This window comes from Enterobacter sp. YSU (assembly GCF_016082135.1).
Lineage (GTDB): Bacteria > Pseudomonadota > Gammaproteobacteria > Enterobacterales > Enterobacteriaceae > Enterobacter > Enterobacter hormaechei_C.
On record NZ_CP059487.1, the window covers coordinates 1,321,549 to 1,335,643 of the forward strand.

Annotated in this window: 15 protein-coding genes and 1 riboswitch; of the genes, 9 read left to right on the plus strand and 6 right to left on the minus strand. The window is 58.0% G+C overall.

Going from position 1 to position 14,095, the window contains the following annotated elements; genetic code table 11:
• Positions 1-558 precede the first annotated feature (558 nt).
• Together purH and purD are read left to right on the plus strand one after the other, a co-directional pair.
• Positions 559-2,148, plus strand: a complete 1,590-nt coding sequence (purH, locus tag H2Z33_RS06400; RefSeq protein WP_023295751.1) for a bifunctional phosphoribosylaminoimidazolecarboxamide formyltransferase/IMP cyclohydrolase — start codon at positions 559-561, stop codon at positions 2,146-2,148.
• A gap of 15 nt (positions 2,149-2,163) precedes the next feature.
• Positions 2,164-3,456, plus strand: coding sequence for a phosphoribosylamine--glycine ligase (gene purD / locus H2Z33_RS06405; RefSeq protein ID WP_063134730.1), 1,293 nt, complete (start codon positions 2,164-2,166; stop codon positions 3,454-3,456).
• 48 nt (positions 3,457-3,504) lie between these two features.
• Here the strand turns inward: purD and H2Z33_RS06410 are convergent, their stop codons facing one another.
• From H2Z33_RS06410 to nudC, 6 genes are all read right to left on the minus strand, one after another.
• Positions 3,505-4,197 carry a DUF1481 domain-containing protein gene (locus tag H2Z33_RS06410; RefSeq protein ID WP_063134729.1) on the minus strand — a complete coding sequence of 231 codons (693 nt, stop codon included), beginning with the start codon at positions 4,195-4,197 and terminating at the stop codon, positions 3,505-3,507.
• Between the two features lie 11 nt (positions 4,198-4,208).
• Positions 4,209-4,481 (minus strand): nucleoid-associated protein HU-alpha, encoded by a 273-nt coding sequence (gene hupA / locus H2Z33_RS06415; protein ID WP_002445246.1) that lies wholly within the window; start codon positions 4,479-4,481, stop codon positions 4,209-4,211.
• A gap of 186 nt (positions 4,482-4,667) precedes the next feature.
• Complete coding sequence (locus H2Z33_RS06420) at positions 4,668-5,258, minus strand: YjaG family protein (RefSeq protein ID WP_003862310.1); 591 nt, start codon at positions 5,256-5,258, stop codon at positions 4,668-4,670.
• Positions 5,259-5,299: 41 nt separating this feature from the next.
• The gene (nfi, locus tag H2Z33_RS06425; RefSeq protein WP_003862312.1) at positions 5,300-5,971 is read right to left on the minus strand and encodes a deoxyribonuclease V; all 672 of its coding nucleotides are present in this window, start codon (positions 5,969-5,971) and stop codon (positions 5,300-5,302) included.
• 9 nt (positions 5,972-5,980) lie between these two features.
• Entirely contained in the window at positions 5,981-7,045 is a 1,065-nt protein-coding gene (gene hemE / locus H2Z33_RS06430) for a uroporphyrinogen decarboxylase (RefSeq protein WP_022650209.1), read from the minus strand.
• A 38-nt stretch (positions 7,046-7,083) separates the two neighbouring features.
• Entirely contained in the window at positions 7,084-7,857 is a 774-nt protein-coding gene (gene nudC, locus H2Z33_RS06435; protein WP_015569966.1) for an NAD(+) diphosphatase, read from the minus strand.
• A gap of 95 nt (positions 7,858-7,952) precedes the next feature.
• Here nudC and H2Z33_RS06440 point away from each other — a divergent pair, with 95 nt between their 5' ends.
• From H2Z33_RS06440 to thiH, 7 genes are all read left to right on the plus strand, one after another.
• Complete coding sequence (locus tag H2Z33_RS06440; RefSeq protein WP_017384077.1) at positions 7,953-8,450, plus strand: Rsd/AlgQ family anti-sigma factor; 498 nt, start codon at positions 7,953-7,955, stop codon at positions 8,448-8,450.
• 54 nt (positions 8,451-8,504) lie between these two features.
• Positions 8,505-8,614, plus strand: a riboswitch (TPP riboswitch).
• A 79-nt stretch (positions 8,615-8,693) separates the two neighbouring features.
• Positions 8,694-10,589, plus strand: coding sequence for a phosphomethylpyrimidine synthase ThiC (gene thiC / locus H2Z33_RS06445; protein WP_063134727.1), 1,896 nt, complete (start codon positions 8,694-8,696; stop codon positions 10,587-10,589).
• Positions 10,589-11,230, plus strand: a complete 642-nt coding sequence (gene thiE / locus H2Z33_RS06450; protein WP_063134726.1) for a thiamine phosphate synthase — start codon at positions 10,589-10,591, stop codon at positions 11,228-11,230. The genes thiC and thiE overlap by 1 nt, the downstream gene beginning before the upstream one ends.
• Positions 11,217-11,972 carry a thiazole biosynthesis adenylyltransferase ThiF gene (gene thiF, locus H2Z33_RS06455; RefSeq protein ID WP_023302918.1) on the plus strand — a complete coding sequence of 252 codons (756 nt, stop codon included), beginning with the start codon at positions 11,217-11,219 and terminating at the stop codon, positions 11,970-11,972. The genes thiE and thiF overlap by 14 nt, the downstream gene beginning before the upstream one ends.
• Entirely contained in the window at positions 11,956-12,156 is a 201-nt protein-coding gene (gene thiS, locus H2Z33_RS06460) for a sulfur carrier protein ThiS (RefSeq protein ID WP_015569971.1), read from the plus strand. Before thiF ends, thiS begins: the two co-directional genes overlap by 17 nt.
• 1 nt (position 12,157) lies before the next feature.
• A complete protein-coding gene (gene thiG, locus H2Z33_RS06465) occupies positions 12,158-12,925 on the plus strand; it encodes a thiazole synthase (RefSeq protein ID WP_063134725.1) in 768 nt (255 codons plus the stop codon).
• Positions 12,925-14,052 (plus strand): 2-iminoacetate synthase ThiH, encoded by a 1,128-nt coding sequence (gene thiH / locus H2Z33_RS06470; protein WP_032672128.1) that lies wholly within the window; start codon positions 12,925-12,927, stop codon positions 14,050-14,052. The genes thiG and thiH overlap by 1 nt, the downstream gene beginning before the upstream one ends.
• Positions 14,053-14,095: the final 43 nt, after the last annotated feature.

The following is a 14,095-nucleotide window of genomic DNA, read 5'->3' on the forward strand; positions in this document are numbered from 1 at the left end:
TTTGATGCTCAATGAATTAAACTTCGTAATGAATTACGTGTTCACTCGTTGAGACTTGGTATTCATTTAGTGTCCGAGGACATTAAGAATCCATGTCACTTTGAGTGCCCACACAGATTGTCTGATAAATTGTTAAAGAGCAGTTGCGACGCGCTTCAGCGCTCTGTCGCGAGGTGGCGTATATTACGCTTTCCTCTTTCAGAGTCAACCCGTTATTTCAGGATTTTTTCTCTTCAACCGACCGGGTTATCTGTGAAGTGATTCACATCCGCCGTGTCGATGGAGGCGCATTATAGGGAGTTCTCCGCAGGCCGCAACCGCTAAATGACAGAAAAATGACTGACTGCTGCATTCCACAGCAAAACCCCGCCTTATACCTTTTTACGCACAGACTTATCCACAATGATACGAAAAAGTAAAAATGTGCGAGCGTTGCGCAAACGTTTTCGTTAAAATGCTCGCGCTTCACAAGGATGCCTCGTCAGGTGTGTTAGATGAGTTTTTCACAGGAAAATTCATCTAACGCTCTCTGTAATCGTGAAATCCAGGGGATTTACCATGCAACAACGTCGTCCAGTCCGCCGCGCTCTGCTCAGTGTTTCTGATAAAGCCGGTATCGTCGAATTCGCTCAGGCACTTTCTGCACGTGGCGTAGAGCTGCTTTCTACAGGCGGTACCGCTCGCCTGTTAGCAGATAAAGGTCTGCCGGTAACCGAAGTGTCCGATTACACCGGTTTCCCGGAAATGATGGATGGACGCGTCAAAACCCTGCACCCGAAAGTGCACGGCGGTATTCTGGGCCGTCGCGGTCAGGACGACGGCATTATGGAGCAGCACAATATTGCCCCCATCGACATGGTGGTTGTTAACCTCTACCCGTTCGCCCAGACCGTTGCCCGCGAAGGCTGTTCTCTGGAAGACGCTGTTGAGAATATCGACATCGGCGGCCCGACCATGGTGCGCTCCGCAGCCAAGAACCATAAAGATGTGGCCATCGTGGTAAAGAGCAGTGACTACAACGCCATTATTAATGAGATGGATGCCAACGAAGGGTCCCTGACGCTTGAAACGCGTTTCGATCTCGCCATCAAAGCCTTCGAGCATACCGCCGCCTACGACAGCATGATCGCCAACTACTTCGGTAGCCTGGTACCTGCCTACCACGGTGAAAGCAAAGATCCATCTGGCCGCTTCCCGCGCACGCTGAACCTGAACTTCATTAAGAAGCAGGATATGCGTTACGGCGAGAACAGCCACCAGCAGGCTGCCTTCTATATAGAAGAAGAGGTAAAAGAAGCCTCTGTAGCGACTGCCCAGCAGGTACAGGGCAAAGCCCTCTCCTATAACAACATTGCCGATACCGACGCCGCGCTGGAATGCGTGAAAGAGTTCAGCGAGCCAGCCTGCGTTATCGTCAAGCACGCCAACCCATGCGGCGTTGCGGTAAGTGCGTCTATTCTGGAAGCTTACGATCGCGCCTACAAAACCGACCCGACCTCCGCGTTCGGCGGCATTATCGCCTTCAACCGCGAGCTGGATGCGGAAACCGCGCAGGCCATCATCTCCCGTCAGTTTGTCGAAGTGATCATCGCGCCATCAGCATCCGAAGAGGCGCTGAAAATCACCGCGGCGAAACAGAACGTGCGCGTACTGGTTTGCGGCCAGTGGGCAGAACGCGTCCCGGGCCTGGACTTCAAGCGCGTGAACGGCGGGCTGCTGGTTCAGGACCGCGATCTGGGTATGGTGGGCGAAGCCGATCTGCGTGTCGTCACCAAACGTCAGCCAACCGAGCAGGAACTGCGTGACGCGCTGTTCTGCTGGAAAGTGGCGAAGTTTGTGAAATCCAACGCCATCGTCTACGCCAAAGAGAACATGACCATCGGAATAGGCGCAGGCCAGATGAGCCGCGTTTACTCTGCGAAAATCGCGGGTATTAAAGCAGGTGACGAAGGTCTGGAAGTCAAAGGTTCCGCCATGGCCTCTGACGCCTTCTTCCCGTTCCGCGACGGTATCGACGCGGCCGCTGCTGTGGGCATCACCTGTGTGATCCAGCCTGGCGGTTCAATCCGTGATGACGAAGTGATTGCCGCTGCCGACGAGCATGGCATCGCAATGATCTTCACCGACATGCGCCACTTCCGCCATTAATCCCCGGAGCAGAAAATGAAAGTATTAGTGATTGGTAACGGCGGGCGCGAGCACGCCCTGGCGTGGAAAGCAGCGCAGTCTCCGCAGGTTGAAACCGTCTTTGTGGCACCGGGTAACGCCGGGACCGCGCTGGAGCCCGCACTACAGAACGTCGCCATCGGCGTAACCGACATCCCGGCGCTGCTGAGCTTTGCCCAAAACGAGAATATCGATCTGACGATTGTTGGCCCGGAAGCACCGCTGGTGATCGGCGTTGTAGATGCCTTCCGCGCCGCGGGCCTGAAAATTTTCGGCCCAACGGAAGGGGCTGCGCAGCTGGAAGGCTCAAAAGCCTTCACCAAAGATTTTCTCGCGCGTCATAACATCCCGACGGCGGAATATCAGAACTTCACCGAGGTAGAGCCTGCTCTGGCTTACCTGCGTGAAAAAGGCGCGCCGATTGTGATCAAAGCCGACGGCCTGGCTGCCGGGAAAGGCGTTATCGTGGCGATGACCCTCGAAGAAGCGGAAGCCGCCGTGCAGGATATGCTGGCGGGTAACGCCTTTGGCGACGCGGGCCACCGCATCGTGATTGAAGAGTTCCTCGACGGCGAAGAAGCGAGCTTTATCGTGATGGTTGACGGCGAGCACGTTCTGCCGATGGCGACCAGCCAGGATCACAAGCGCGTAGGCAATGCCGACACGGGACCAAACACCGGCGGGATGGGAGCTTACTCCCCTGCTCCGGTGGTCACTGACGAAGTACACCAGCGCACCATGGACCGCATCATCTGGCCAACCGTGAAGGGGATGGCTGCGGAAGGCAATACCTACACCGGTTTCCTTTACGCAGGCCTGATGATCGACAAGCAGGGTAACCCGAAGGTGATTGAATTCAACTGCCGCTTCGGCGATCCGGAAACCCAGCCGATCATGCTGCGCATGAAGTCCGATCTGGTTGATCTGTGTCTGGCGGCGTGCGAAGGCAAGCTGGACGAGAAAACTTCCGAGTGGGACGAGCGTGCCTCTTTAGGTGTGGTGATTGCTGCGGGTGGCTATCCGGGTAGCTACAACACCGGAGATGAGATCCACGGCCTGCCGCTGGAAGAGATTGACAGTGCGAAGGTGTTCCACGCCGGTACAAAGCTCTCTGACGACGACCGCGTGCTCACCAACGGCGGTCGCGTGCTGTGTGCGACCGCGCTGGGCCAGACCGTGGCAGAGGCGCAGAAGCGCGCCTATGCGCTGATGGCGGATATTCACTGGAATGGCAGCTTCAGCCGCCAGGATATCGGCTATCGTGCCATTGCGCGGGAGCAGGGAGAGTAATTTCACACCCTCACCCTAACCCTCTCCCACAGGGAGAGGGGATTTACGTCAGAAACTCTTCTCTGTCGGCTGCCAGGTGCAGAAATCTTCATTCGCCACCAGCAACAGCTGAGAGCCTTCCGGCGCTTCCAGCCATGCCACACTCACCTCCACAGATGAATGCCGCTGACGACGCTGAATGTGTTCGGTTGCCCAGGATTCAAGCTCAGGCTTCACCGTCTGCCCTTCGCAGGTGGTCACCGTGCCGTCGGCATGCCAGCGCCCCTGGCGCAGCACCACGCGGCCCTGACGCAGCGCATCGCTGGTCTGGCGGAGTTGTTCAGCACGGTAGCGGTAGAGAGCGACCTGATCGCTGGAAAGCTGCTGTTTCAGTCCACTGACCTCATGCTGCATAAAGCTCAGCTCGCCGTGGTCGTCGAAACGCACCTTCACGTGTTCGGGAGTCTTACTGTAGATATTCAGTTCAATGAGCGACAGCGCATCGCCCTGCCAGCGGTATTCTGCGGTCAAGGTGTTGCCGTTATGCCACGGGCTGAATGCGGTGAGCATATGGACTTCATCGCTGGAATCTTTGCGCCAGATCCTGACCGCACCCTGGTTGTCAGCGTAGCCGCTGGCGGTAAACGGGGGGAGTGAGGAATCATGGCTACAGGCAGACAGCAACAGTACGCCTGCCAGCGCGAGCGTTCCACGCCAGAATGACAAAAGGGGCGTTGCCGCCCCTTCGTTAAAACTGTTCACTGCCACGCGTCTTACTTAACTGCGTCTTTCAGTGCTTTACCAGAAACAAATGCCGGCACGTTAGCTGCGGCGATTTTGATTTCTTTACCGGTCTGCGGGTTGCGGCCAGTACGCTCAGCGCGGTGGTTCACTTTGAAGGTACCGAAACCAACCAGTTGTACAGCATCGCCTTCTTTCAGAGACTCAGTAATAGCAGCCAGGGTAGATTCCAGAGCAGCTTTAGCCTGCACTTTAGACAGATCAGCCTTGTCCGCAATTACATCAATCAGTTGAGTCTTGTTCATAAGTTATCCTTTCAATGTGTTTATCGCTTGCTAAGCATCGAGTGCGACGAAAATGCCAAAAAAGCACTCTCCTGCATACACGCACCGATAGCCACTTTTTTTCGCCCCCCAAATGTAGACCAGACGGGGGGCGAAAGGGAAGAGTCGAGGAGTGACAAAACAGGCGTTAAATCACGTTTTGTTGTCTCATTGGTTAAAAATTATACCAATATTGCTCTCACCGGCCTCGCGAAGGTCCGCGCGAAGCCCTTTGATCAGCTCAATATCACGTTCTTCACACTCCGCCAGCAGACGGAAAATTTCCCACTGAATATCCCATTCCTGTTCAACCGCCGGGTTAGCACGCAGCTCCTCGTCGGTCATTTCACGGCCTTCCTGGGTCATTTCCAGCATCGCAACGGTGGTAATGGATGCCTTGCTGACTTCAATGGCGTGTTCCAGGGTTTCACCGCTCAGACGGGAGTGGATCAGCTCGCTCAACGCCACACAGGCATCAATGGCCGGGTAGACGCCATACAGGTCGAAATCATCCGCAGCCGGAATAGCCTCTTCCAGCTTTTCGAGCTGAGAGTCAAAATTTACCTTCGCATCTTTGACCGTCAGCGTCTCCCAGATTAAATCCAGGATACGACGATAAATCTGGCCTTCGCCAAACGCCGTCTGCTTGCAGAACGCGGCATAGTTGGGATACATGCGCTCGCACAGGCAAGCCATAAACGTCACGTGCTGCCAGCTTTCCAGCTTCTCAAGGCGCAGATGAATCGGGTTTTGTAACATGATGATGTCTCGAATCGAAAATTAGCCGCAGTTTACCTGAATCACGGCTGAATTTCCTGCCAACGAATGAATGCCGGACGTGAAGAGGCCACGGCGTCGGCCCAGCGGGTTGGCTCCGGTAAACGGTAGCCCTTCATACAGCGTTGCACCCACGCCAGGGCGCTATCCATGCTGACCCGATGCCCGGTGGCGATAAACAACGGGTTGCAGCGCGCTTTACTGCGCCAGACCCACGCCAGCTGCTCGCCTTTATGGATAAGCGGCGCCAGTGCGCCCGGTTCGGCAGAGAGCGGCTCAAACGCGCCGCACAGGCGTTTTTTCGCCACGCCGATGGTCGGCACGTCCACCAGCAGACCAAAGTGGCTGGCGACGCCTAAGCGACGCGGATGGGAGATACCATGCCCATCAACAAACAGCAGATCGGGTTTTTGCGAGAGTTGCTCCCACGCGGCCAGCAGCGCGGGATATTCGCGGAAGGAGAGAAAGCCGGGGATATAGGGCATGGTGGTGGCGATACGCGCCACCTTGTACTCCACCAGCTCCAGCGAAGGGTATTTCAGCACCACCATCGCCGCTCGCGTCACTTCACCGCCCTGCTCAAATCCGACGTCCGCCCCGCCAATGTACCGCGGAGGGTCCGTATCCAGACGATCCTCGCGGATCACTGATGAAGCCAGTTCGATTTGCTGAGCGCGTAGCGACGCGAGATCCATAACCACTCCTTACTTATGATACTGGGCAGAAAGCCGATGCACCGCCTCCACAAATACGCCAGCGTGTTCTGGCGGTACATCCTGATGAATACCGTGACCGAGGTTGAAGACGTGGCCTTCGCCCTGGCCGAAACCAGACAGTATAGTCGACACTTCTTCTTCGATACGGGCAGGCTGCGCATAGAGCATGGACGGATCCATGTTGCCCTGGAGCGCCACTTTGTCCCCCACGCGACGGCGCGCATCGGCAATATCGGTGGTCCAGTCGAGGCCCAGCGCGTCGCAGCCGGTGGCCGCCATCGCTTCCAGCCACTGACCGCCGCCTTTGGTAAACAGCGTCACTGGCACGCGACGGCCTTCGTTTTCACGCAGCAGGCCATCGACAATTTTGTGCATGTAGTACAGGGAGAACTGCTGATAATCACGTCCGGTCAGCACGCCGCCCCAGGTGTCGAAAATCATCACCGACTGCGCGCCCGCTTTAATCTGCGCGTTGAGATAGAGCGTGACGCTCTTCGCCAGCTTGTCGAGGAGGGCATGCAGGGCCAGCGGCTCGGCGTACATCATCTTTTTGATGACGGTAAAGGCTTTGCTGCTGCCGCCTTCCACCATGTAGGTGGCCAGCGTCCACGGACTACCGGAGAAGCCAATCAGCGGCACGTCGCCTTTCAGTTCGCGGCGAATGGTGCGCACGGCGTTCATCACATAGCCCAGCTCGCCTTCAGGATCGGGGATCGGCAGCTTATCAACGTCGGCTTTGCTTTTGATCGGAGAGGTAAAACGCGGGCCTTCTCCGGTTTCGAAATAGAGCCCAAGGCCCATCGCATCCGGAATGGTGAGAATGTCCGAAAAAAGAATGGCGGCATCGAGCGGGAAGCGGCGCAGCGGCTGGAGCGTCACTTCACAGGCCAGCTCGGCGTTTTTGCACAGCGACATAAAATCGCCTGCCTGCGCGCGCGTGGCTTTGTACTCTGGCAGATAGCGTCCCGCCTGGCGCATCATCCACACCGGGGTGACATCAACGGGCTGGCGCAGCAGCGCACGCAGATAACGATCGTTCTTCAGTTCGGTCATTTTGCAGTTCCTTATTGCGTCAGTCCGTCAGTGTAACACTACTCATACTCGGCCCGACACATTGCCACGGTATCTTCTATCAGGCGACGCGCCACCGTTCCCGGTGGGGGCAGCAGCGGTAAATCGTCGTAGCGATACCAGTTCGCCTCCAGCAGCTCTTTCTGATCGATAACAATCTCGCCGCTGTCGTATTCCGCCATAAACGCGGTCATCAGGGACATCGGGAACGGCCACGGCTGCGACGTCACATAGCGCAGGTTTTTCACCTTAATGCCGCTCTCCTCCATCACCTCGCGCGCCACCGCCTGTTCCAGCGTTTCGCCGACTTCCACGAACCCGGCGAGGACGGTGTGAATGCCGTTGCGATGGCGGGTATGCTGCGCCAGCAGGATGGAATCATCACGGCGGATGGCGACAATGATGCACGGTGCGATTTGCGGGTAGTAGCGTTCACGGCAGTGGCCGCAGAGCATTGCCCACTCGGTTTTGCTCGGGTGCATGGTGTGGCCGCAGTAGCCGCAGTATTTGTGCGAGCGGTAAAACTCCGCCAGCTGCACGCCGCGCCCCGCCAGCTGGAACAGGCCGACATCCCGATCCAACACCTGACGAACGGATCCCATATCCTGACGACGAGCCTGTTGGATCAACCATACCGGATCGCCCTGCCACTCGCCGATCCGCAGCGCCGGTTGGCCGACGAGATCGAAGATGTCTGCCGCACCGTAGGGTATCTCCCCACCGGGCAGCCATAATTTTTGTTCGTGACTGACGATCCACCAACCCAGATCTGATTTTTCAATAATACGATCCATATCTATTGCACTACCTTCGCTTCACTGACATGTTGTTAGCATTATGGTTACATTTTGGATAAGCAGATCCCATTCTAAACCTTATGGAGTCGACCATGTTAAACCAGCTGGAAAGCCTGACTGAGCGCGTTGGAGGAAGTAACACCCTGGTGGATCGCTGGCTACATGTGCGCAAGCATCTACTCGTGGCGTATTACAATCTGGTTGGTCTTAAGCCTGGCAAAGAATCCTTTATGCGGCTGAATGAAAAAGCGCTGGACGACTTCTGTCAGAGCCTGGTCGACTACCTCTCCGACGGCCATTTCAACCTTTATGAACGCATTATCCGCGAAATGGAAGGGACAACGCCGTATTTAGCGGCCAGCAAACTCTGTCCGCTGCTGGAAGCCAACACCCAGCAGATAATGGACTACTACGATTCCACGCTAGAGAACGCTATCGATCACGATAACTATCTTGAGTTTCAGCAGGCGCTTTCCGATCTTGGCGAAGCGCTGGAAGAGCGATTCACGCTGGAAGACAAGCTCATCGCCCTCGTGCTGGACAACAACCTGAATATCAGCACCAGCGATAACGTTGCGCGCCCTGCTTGAGTTCTTAATCGTTAACGAGTAATTTACAACCATTCGCCCCTCTCACGAGGGGGATTTTTCTTGTCGGAGTGCCCAGTGTGAAAGCACGGGCTGAGACCGTTAATTCGGGATCCGCGGAACCTGATCAGGTTAATACCTGCGAAGGGAACAAGAGTCACACTGCTGTTGTATCGCCCCTGAGGCGATCTTCTCTTGCTTCATCCGTCGTCTGACAAGCCATGTCCTTCACATCTGGAATGAGCTATGTCTACAACAAAACTGACCCGCCGCGAACAGCGCGAACACGCCCAACGCTTCATCGACACCCTGGAAGGCACCGCTTTCCCGAACTCGAAACGCATCTACATTTCCGGCTCACAGGCTGATATCCGCGTGCCGATGCGCGAAATCCAGCTCAGCCCGACGCTTATCGGCGGCAGCAAAGAAAACCCGCAGTTTGAAGACAACGAAGCCGTGCCGGTATACGACACCTCCGGCCCGTACGGCGACCCTTCTGTTGCTATCAACGTACAGCAGGGTCTGGCAAAACTGCGCCAGCCGTGGATTGACGCCCGTAACGACTGCGAAGAACTGAGCGTGCGCAGCTCGGCGTATACCAACGCGCGCCTGGCCGACGACGGTCTGGACGAGCTGCGCTTTACCGGCCTGCTGACGCCGAAACGCGCTAAAGCGGGCAAATGCGTCACCCAGCTGCACTACGCGCGCCAGGGTATCGTCACGCCGGAGATGGAGTTCATCGCCATCCGCGAAAACATGGGCCGCGAGCGCATCCGCAGCGAAGTGCTGCGCCACCAGCATCCTGGTGAAGGGTTTGGCGCTCGCCTGCCGGAAAACATCACGCCGGAATTTGTGCGTGACGAAGTGGCCGCCGGGCGCGCCATTATCCCCGCCAACATCAACCACCCGGAATCCGAGCCGATGATTATCGGCCGCAACTTCCTGGTGAAGGTCAACGCCAACATCGGCAACTCAGCGGTGACGTCATCCATCGAAGAAGAGGTGGAAAAGCTGGTCTGGTCGACGCGCTGGGGCGCGGACACGGTGATGGACCTTTCCACGGGCCGCTATATTCACGAAACCCGCGAGTGGATCCTGCGTAACAGCCCGGTGCCGATTGGCACCGTCCCGATTTATCAGGCGCTGGAGAAGGTCAACGGCATCGCCGAAAACCTCACCTGGGAAGCGTTCCGCGACACGCTGCTGGAGCAGGCCGAGCAGGGCGTGGACTACTTCACCATCCACGCGGGCGTGCTGCTGCGCTACGTGCCGATGACGGCGAAACGTCTGACCGGTATCGTCTCACGCGGCGGTTCGATTATGGCTAAATGGTGCCTTTCCCATCATCAGGAAAACTTCCTCTACGAACACTTCCGCGAAATCTGCGAAATTTGCGCCGCGTACGACGTCTCCCTGTCGCTGGGCGACGGCCTGCGTCCTGGCTCCATCCGCGATGCTAACGACGAGGCGCAGTTTGCCGAGCTGCACACGCTGGGCGAGCTGACCAAAATCGCCTGGGAGTACGACGTGCAGGTGATGATTGAAGGCCCGGGCCATGTGCCGATGCAGATGATCCGTCGCAACATGACCGAGGAGCTGGAGCACTGCCACGAAGCACCGTTCTACACCCTGGGGCCGTTGACCACCGATATTGCGCCGGGCTACGACCACTTCACGTCAGGCATTGGCGCGGCGATGATCGGCTGGTTCGGCTGCGCCATGCTCTGCTACGTGACGCCGAAAGAGCACCTCGGGCTGCCAAACAAAGAGGACGTGAAGCAGGGGCTGATCACCTACAAGATTGCCGCCCACGCGGCGGATCTGGCGAAAGGCCATCCGGGCGCGCAAATTCGCGACAACGCCATGTCCAAAGCGCGCTTTGAATTCCGCTGGGAAGACCAGTTTAACCTGGCCCTCGATCCGTTCACCGCCCGCGCCTATCACGACGAAACCCTGCCGCAGGAATCGGGCAAAGTTGCGCACTTCTGCTCCATGTGCGGACCTAAATTCTGCTCGATGAAGATCAGCCAGGAAGTACGCGATTACGCCGCCGCGCAGACCATTGAAGTCGGCATGGCGGACATGTCGGAAACCTTCCGCGCGAAAGGCGGCGAAATCTACCTCAAAAAGGAGGAGGCGTAATGTACCAGCCCGATTTCCCCTCCGTGCCCTTCCGCTTAGGGCTTTACCCGGTGGTGGACAGCGTGGAGTGGATCGCCCGCCTGCTGGAAGCTGGCGTTCGCACCCTCCAGCTACGCATCAAGGATAAACGCGATGAAGAGGTGGAGGCCGACGTGATCGCCGCTATCGCGCTGGGACGTCGCTACCACGCCCGCCTGTTTATCAACGACTACTGGCGGCTGGCGGTTAAACACCAGGCGTACGGCGTGCATCTGGGACAGGAAGATCTGGAAACGACCGATCTCACCGCGATCCGTGACGCCGGTCTGCGGCTGGGCGTTTCTACCCACGATGATATGGAGATCGACGTGGCGCTGGCGGCCCGCCCCTCTTACATCGCGCTCGGGCACGTTTTCCCAACGCAAACTAAACAGATGCCGTCCGCTCCACAGGGTTTGACGCAGCTGGCGGCCCACGTTAAGCGCCTTGCCGATTACCCCACCGTCGCCATCGGCGGGATCAGTCTTGAACGTGCGCCCGCGGTGCTGGAGACCGGCGTCGGCAGTATCGCCGTCGTCAGCGCTATCACCCAGGCGGCAGACTGGCAGGCCGCCACCGCGCAGCTTTTACAACTGGCAGGAGCAGGCGATGAAAGATCGTGATTTTATGCGTTACAGCCGCCAGATCCTGCTGGAGGATATCGCCATCGAGGGGCAGCAAAAGCTGCTCGCCAGCCGGGTACTGATTGTCGGTCTGGGCGGATTAGGCACCCCCGCCGCGCTGTATCTGGCCGGCGCGGGCGTGGGCACGCTGGTGCTGGCCGATGACGACGAGGTACATCTCAGCAATCTGCAACGGCAAATTCTCTTTACGACAGAAGATATCAACCAGCCTAAAGCGCACGTTACGCGCCAGCGGCTGAACCAGCTTAACCCCGATATCGAACTGGTCGCACTCCAGACGCGGCTGAGCGGGGAAGATCTGCAACGCGAAGTGGCCCTTGCCGACGTGGTGCTGGACTGTACGGACAATATGGCGACACGTCAGGCCATCAACGCGGCCTGTGTTGCGCAGAACACGCCGCTGATCACCGCCAGCGCGGTCGGTTTCGGTGGGCAAATAATGGTGCTTACGCCGCCGTGGGCACAGGGCTGCTACCGCTGCCTGTGGCCGGACGAGGCTGAACCGGAGCGTAACTGCCGCACGGCAGGCATTCTGGGCCCGGTGGTGGGCGTGATGGGTACTCTTCAGGCGCTGGAGGCCATCAAGTTGCTCAGCGGCATGGAGACAGAACGCAACACGCTGCGGCTGTTCGACGCCCGCTCCAGCGGCTGGCGCCATCTGGCGTTAAACCGTGCCAGCCACTGCCCGGTATGCGGAGGCCGCAATGCGCATTCTGTTTAACGATGAGCCGATGACGTGCGACGACGATCTCACCGTTGCCGCCCTGCTCGACATGCTGCGCCAGCTGAAGCCGGGAACGGCGCTGGCGCTCAATCAACAGATCCTGCCGCGCGAGCGGTGGGAACATCAGCAGGTCAATGAGGGCGACCAGATCCTGCTGTTTCAGGTTATCGCAGGGGGCTGAGATGTTACGTATTGCCGACAAAGTCTTTGATTCACATCTGTTTACCGGAACCGGAAAATTCGCCTCCCCGCAACTGATGGTGGATGCCATTCGTGAAAGCGGCAGCCAGCTGGTGACGCTGGCGATGAAGCGCGTGGATTTGCGTCAGCACAACGATGCCATACTTGCGCCGTTACTGGAGGCAGGCGTGACGCTCTTACCGAATACCTCCGGTGCGAAAACGGCCGAGGAAGCAATTTTCGCTGCGCAACTGGCGCGGGAAGCGCTCGGCACCCGCTGGCTGAAGCTGGAAATTCACCCGGACGCCCGCTGGCTGTTGCCCGATCCGATGGAAACCCTGAAAGCGGCAGAGAAGCTGGTGCAGCAGGGATTCACCGTTCTGCCCTACTGTGGTGCCGACCCCGTGCTCTGTAAGCGTCTGGAAGAGGTCGGCTGCGCGGCCGTAATGCCGCTGGGCGCCCCCATTGGCTCCAACCAGGGGCTGGAGACCCGCGCGATGCTGGAAATCATTATTGAGCAGGCGACCGTGCCGGTGGTGGTGGATGCGGGCATCGGCGTACCCAGTCACGCCGCGCAGGCGCTGGAGATGGGGGCCGATGCGGTGCTGGTCAATACCGCGATTGCGGTGGCCGACGACCCGGTGATGATGGCGCGTGCGTTCCGCCTTGCCGTGGAGTCCGGTCTGCTGGCTCGGCAGTCCGGCCCCGGCTCGCGCAGTGTTCAGGCGCAGGCCACCAGCCCGCTGACCGATTTTCTGGAGGCGCTCTGATGGCTACCTTTACCGATCGCTGGCGTCAGCTTAACTGGGACGATATTGCCTTACGCATCAACAGTAAAACCTCTGCGGACGTAGAGCGGGCATTAACAGCCAAACATTTGACGCGCGAGGATTTGATGGCCCTGCTTTCTCCGGCAGCCTGCGCGTACCTTGAACCGATGGCCCAGCGCGCGCAACGCCTCACCCGCCAGCGCTTTGGCAACACGGTGAGCTTTTACGTGCCGCTCTATCTTTCTAACCTGTGCGCCAACGATTGCACCTACTGTGGTTTCTCCATGAGCAACCGTATTAAGCGTAAAACGCTGGATGAGCATGAGATCGCCCGCGAGTGTGCGGCTATTCGTGAGATGGGTTTTGAACATCTCCTGCTGGTGACGGGTGAACATCAGGGCAAAGTGGGGATGGACTATTTTCGCCAGCATCTTCCGGCCATCCGCCGCGAATTTGCCTCGTTGCAAATGGAAGTACAGCCTCTGTCGCAGGAGGAATATGCAGAGCTGAAAACCCTCGGGCTGGACGGCGTAATGGTTTATCAGGAAACCTACCATGAGGCGACCTATGCCCGGCATCACCTGAAAGGGAAGAAGCAGGATTTCATCTTCCGGCTGGAAACACCGGACAGGCTGGGGCGCGCCGGTATCGATAAAATTGGGCTGGGCGCGCTTATCGGTCTGTCCGACAGCTGGCGGGTGGACTGCTATATGGTGGCGGAGCATCTGCTGTGGCTACAGCAGCAGTACTGGCAAAGCCGCTATTCCATCTCTTTCCCGCGGCTGCGTCCCTGTACGGGAGGCGTTGAACCCGCCTCGCTGATGGATGAGCGCCAGCTGGTGCAAACCCTGTGTGCATTTCGCCTGTTCGCGCCGGAAGTGGAATTGTCGCTCTCCACGCGTGAATCCCCCGCGTTTCGCGATCGCGCGATCCCGCTGGCGATCAATAACGTCAGCGCCTTTTCCAAAACGCAGCCGGGCGGTTACGCGGACGATCACCCGGAACTGGAACAGTTTGCACCGCACGACGGCCGACGGCCCGAAGCGGTGGCGGAAGCCCTGACTGCACAGGGGCTACAGCCGGTGTGGAAAGACTGGGATAGCTGGCTGGGAAGAGCCTCGCATTAGCGCTGAAACTGTCTGCAAAAATGCGAAAAGGTTACGAGGCGGC

What these genes read in the sequence shown, in the direction of transcription:
- nudC (WP_015569966.1), bottom strand. Translation starts at nt 7,857, where the DNA reads ATGGATCGTATTATTGAAAAATCAGATCTGGGTTGGTGGATCGTCAGT.
- thiF (WP_023302918.1), top strand. Translation starts at nt 11,217, where the DNA reads ATGAAAGATCGTGATTTTATGCGTTACAGCCGCCAGATCCTGCTGGAG.
- thiC (WP_063134727.1), top strand. Translation starts at nt 8,694, where the DNA reads ATGTCTACAACAAAACTGACCCGCCGCGAACAGCGCGAACACGCCCAA.
- thiG (WP_063134725.1), top strand. Translation starts at nt 12,158, where the DNA reads ATGTTACGTATTGCCGACAAAGTCTTTGATTCACATCTGTTTACCGGA.
- purD (WP_063134730.1), top strand. Translation starts at nt 2,164, where the DNA reads ATGAAAGTATTAGTGATTGGTAACGGCGGGCGCGAGCACGCCCTGGCG.
- thiE (WP_063134726.1), top strand. Translation starts at nt 10,589, where the DNA reads ATGTACCAGCCCGATTTCCCCTCCGTGCCCTTCCGCTTAGGGCTTTAC.
- thiH (WP_032672128.1), top strand. Translation starts at nt 12,925, where the DNA reads ATGGCTACCTTTACCGATCGCTGGCGTCAGCTTAACTGGGACGATATT.
- purH (WP_023295751.1), top strand. Translation starts at nt 559, where the DNA reads ATGCAACAACGTCGTCCAGTCCGCCGCGCTCTGCTCAGTGTTTCTGAT.
- nfi (WP_003862312.1), bottom strand. Translation starts at nt 5,971, where the DNA reads ATGGATCTCGCGTCGCTACGCGCTCAGCAAATCGAACTGGCTTCATCA.
- H2Z33_RS06420 (WP_003862310.1), bottom strand. Translation starts at nt 5,258, where the DNA reads ATGTTACAAAACCCGATTCATCTGCGCCTTGAGAAGCTGGAAAGCTGG.
- hemE (WP_022650209.1), bottom strand. Translation starts at nt 7,045, where the DNA reads ATGACCGAACTGAAGAACGATCGTTATCTGCGTGCGCTGCTGCGCCAG.
- hupA (WP_002445246.1), bottom strand. Translation starts at nt 4,481, where the DNA reads ATGAACAAGACTCAACTGATTGATGTAATTGCGGACAAGGCTGATCTG.
- thiS (WP_015569971.1), top strand. Translation starts at nt 11,956, where the DNA reads ATGCGCATTCTGTTTAACGATGAGCCGATGACGTGCGACGACGATCTC.
- H2Z33_RS06440 (WP_017384077.1), top strand. Translation starts at nt 7,953, where the DNA reads ATGTTAAACCAGCTGGAAAGCCTGACTGAGCGCGTTGGAGGAAGTAAC.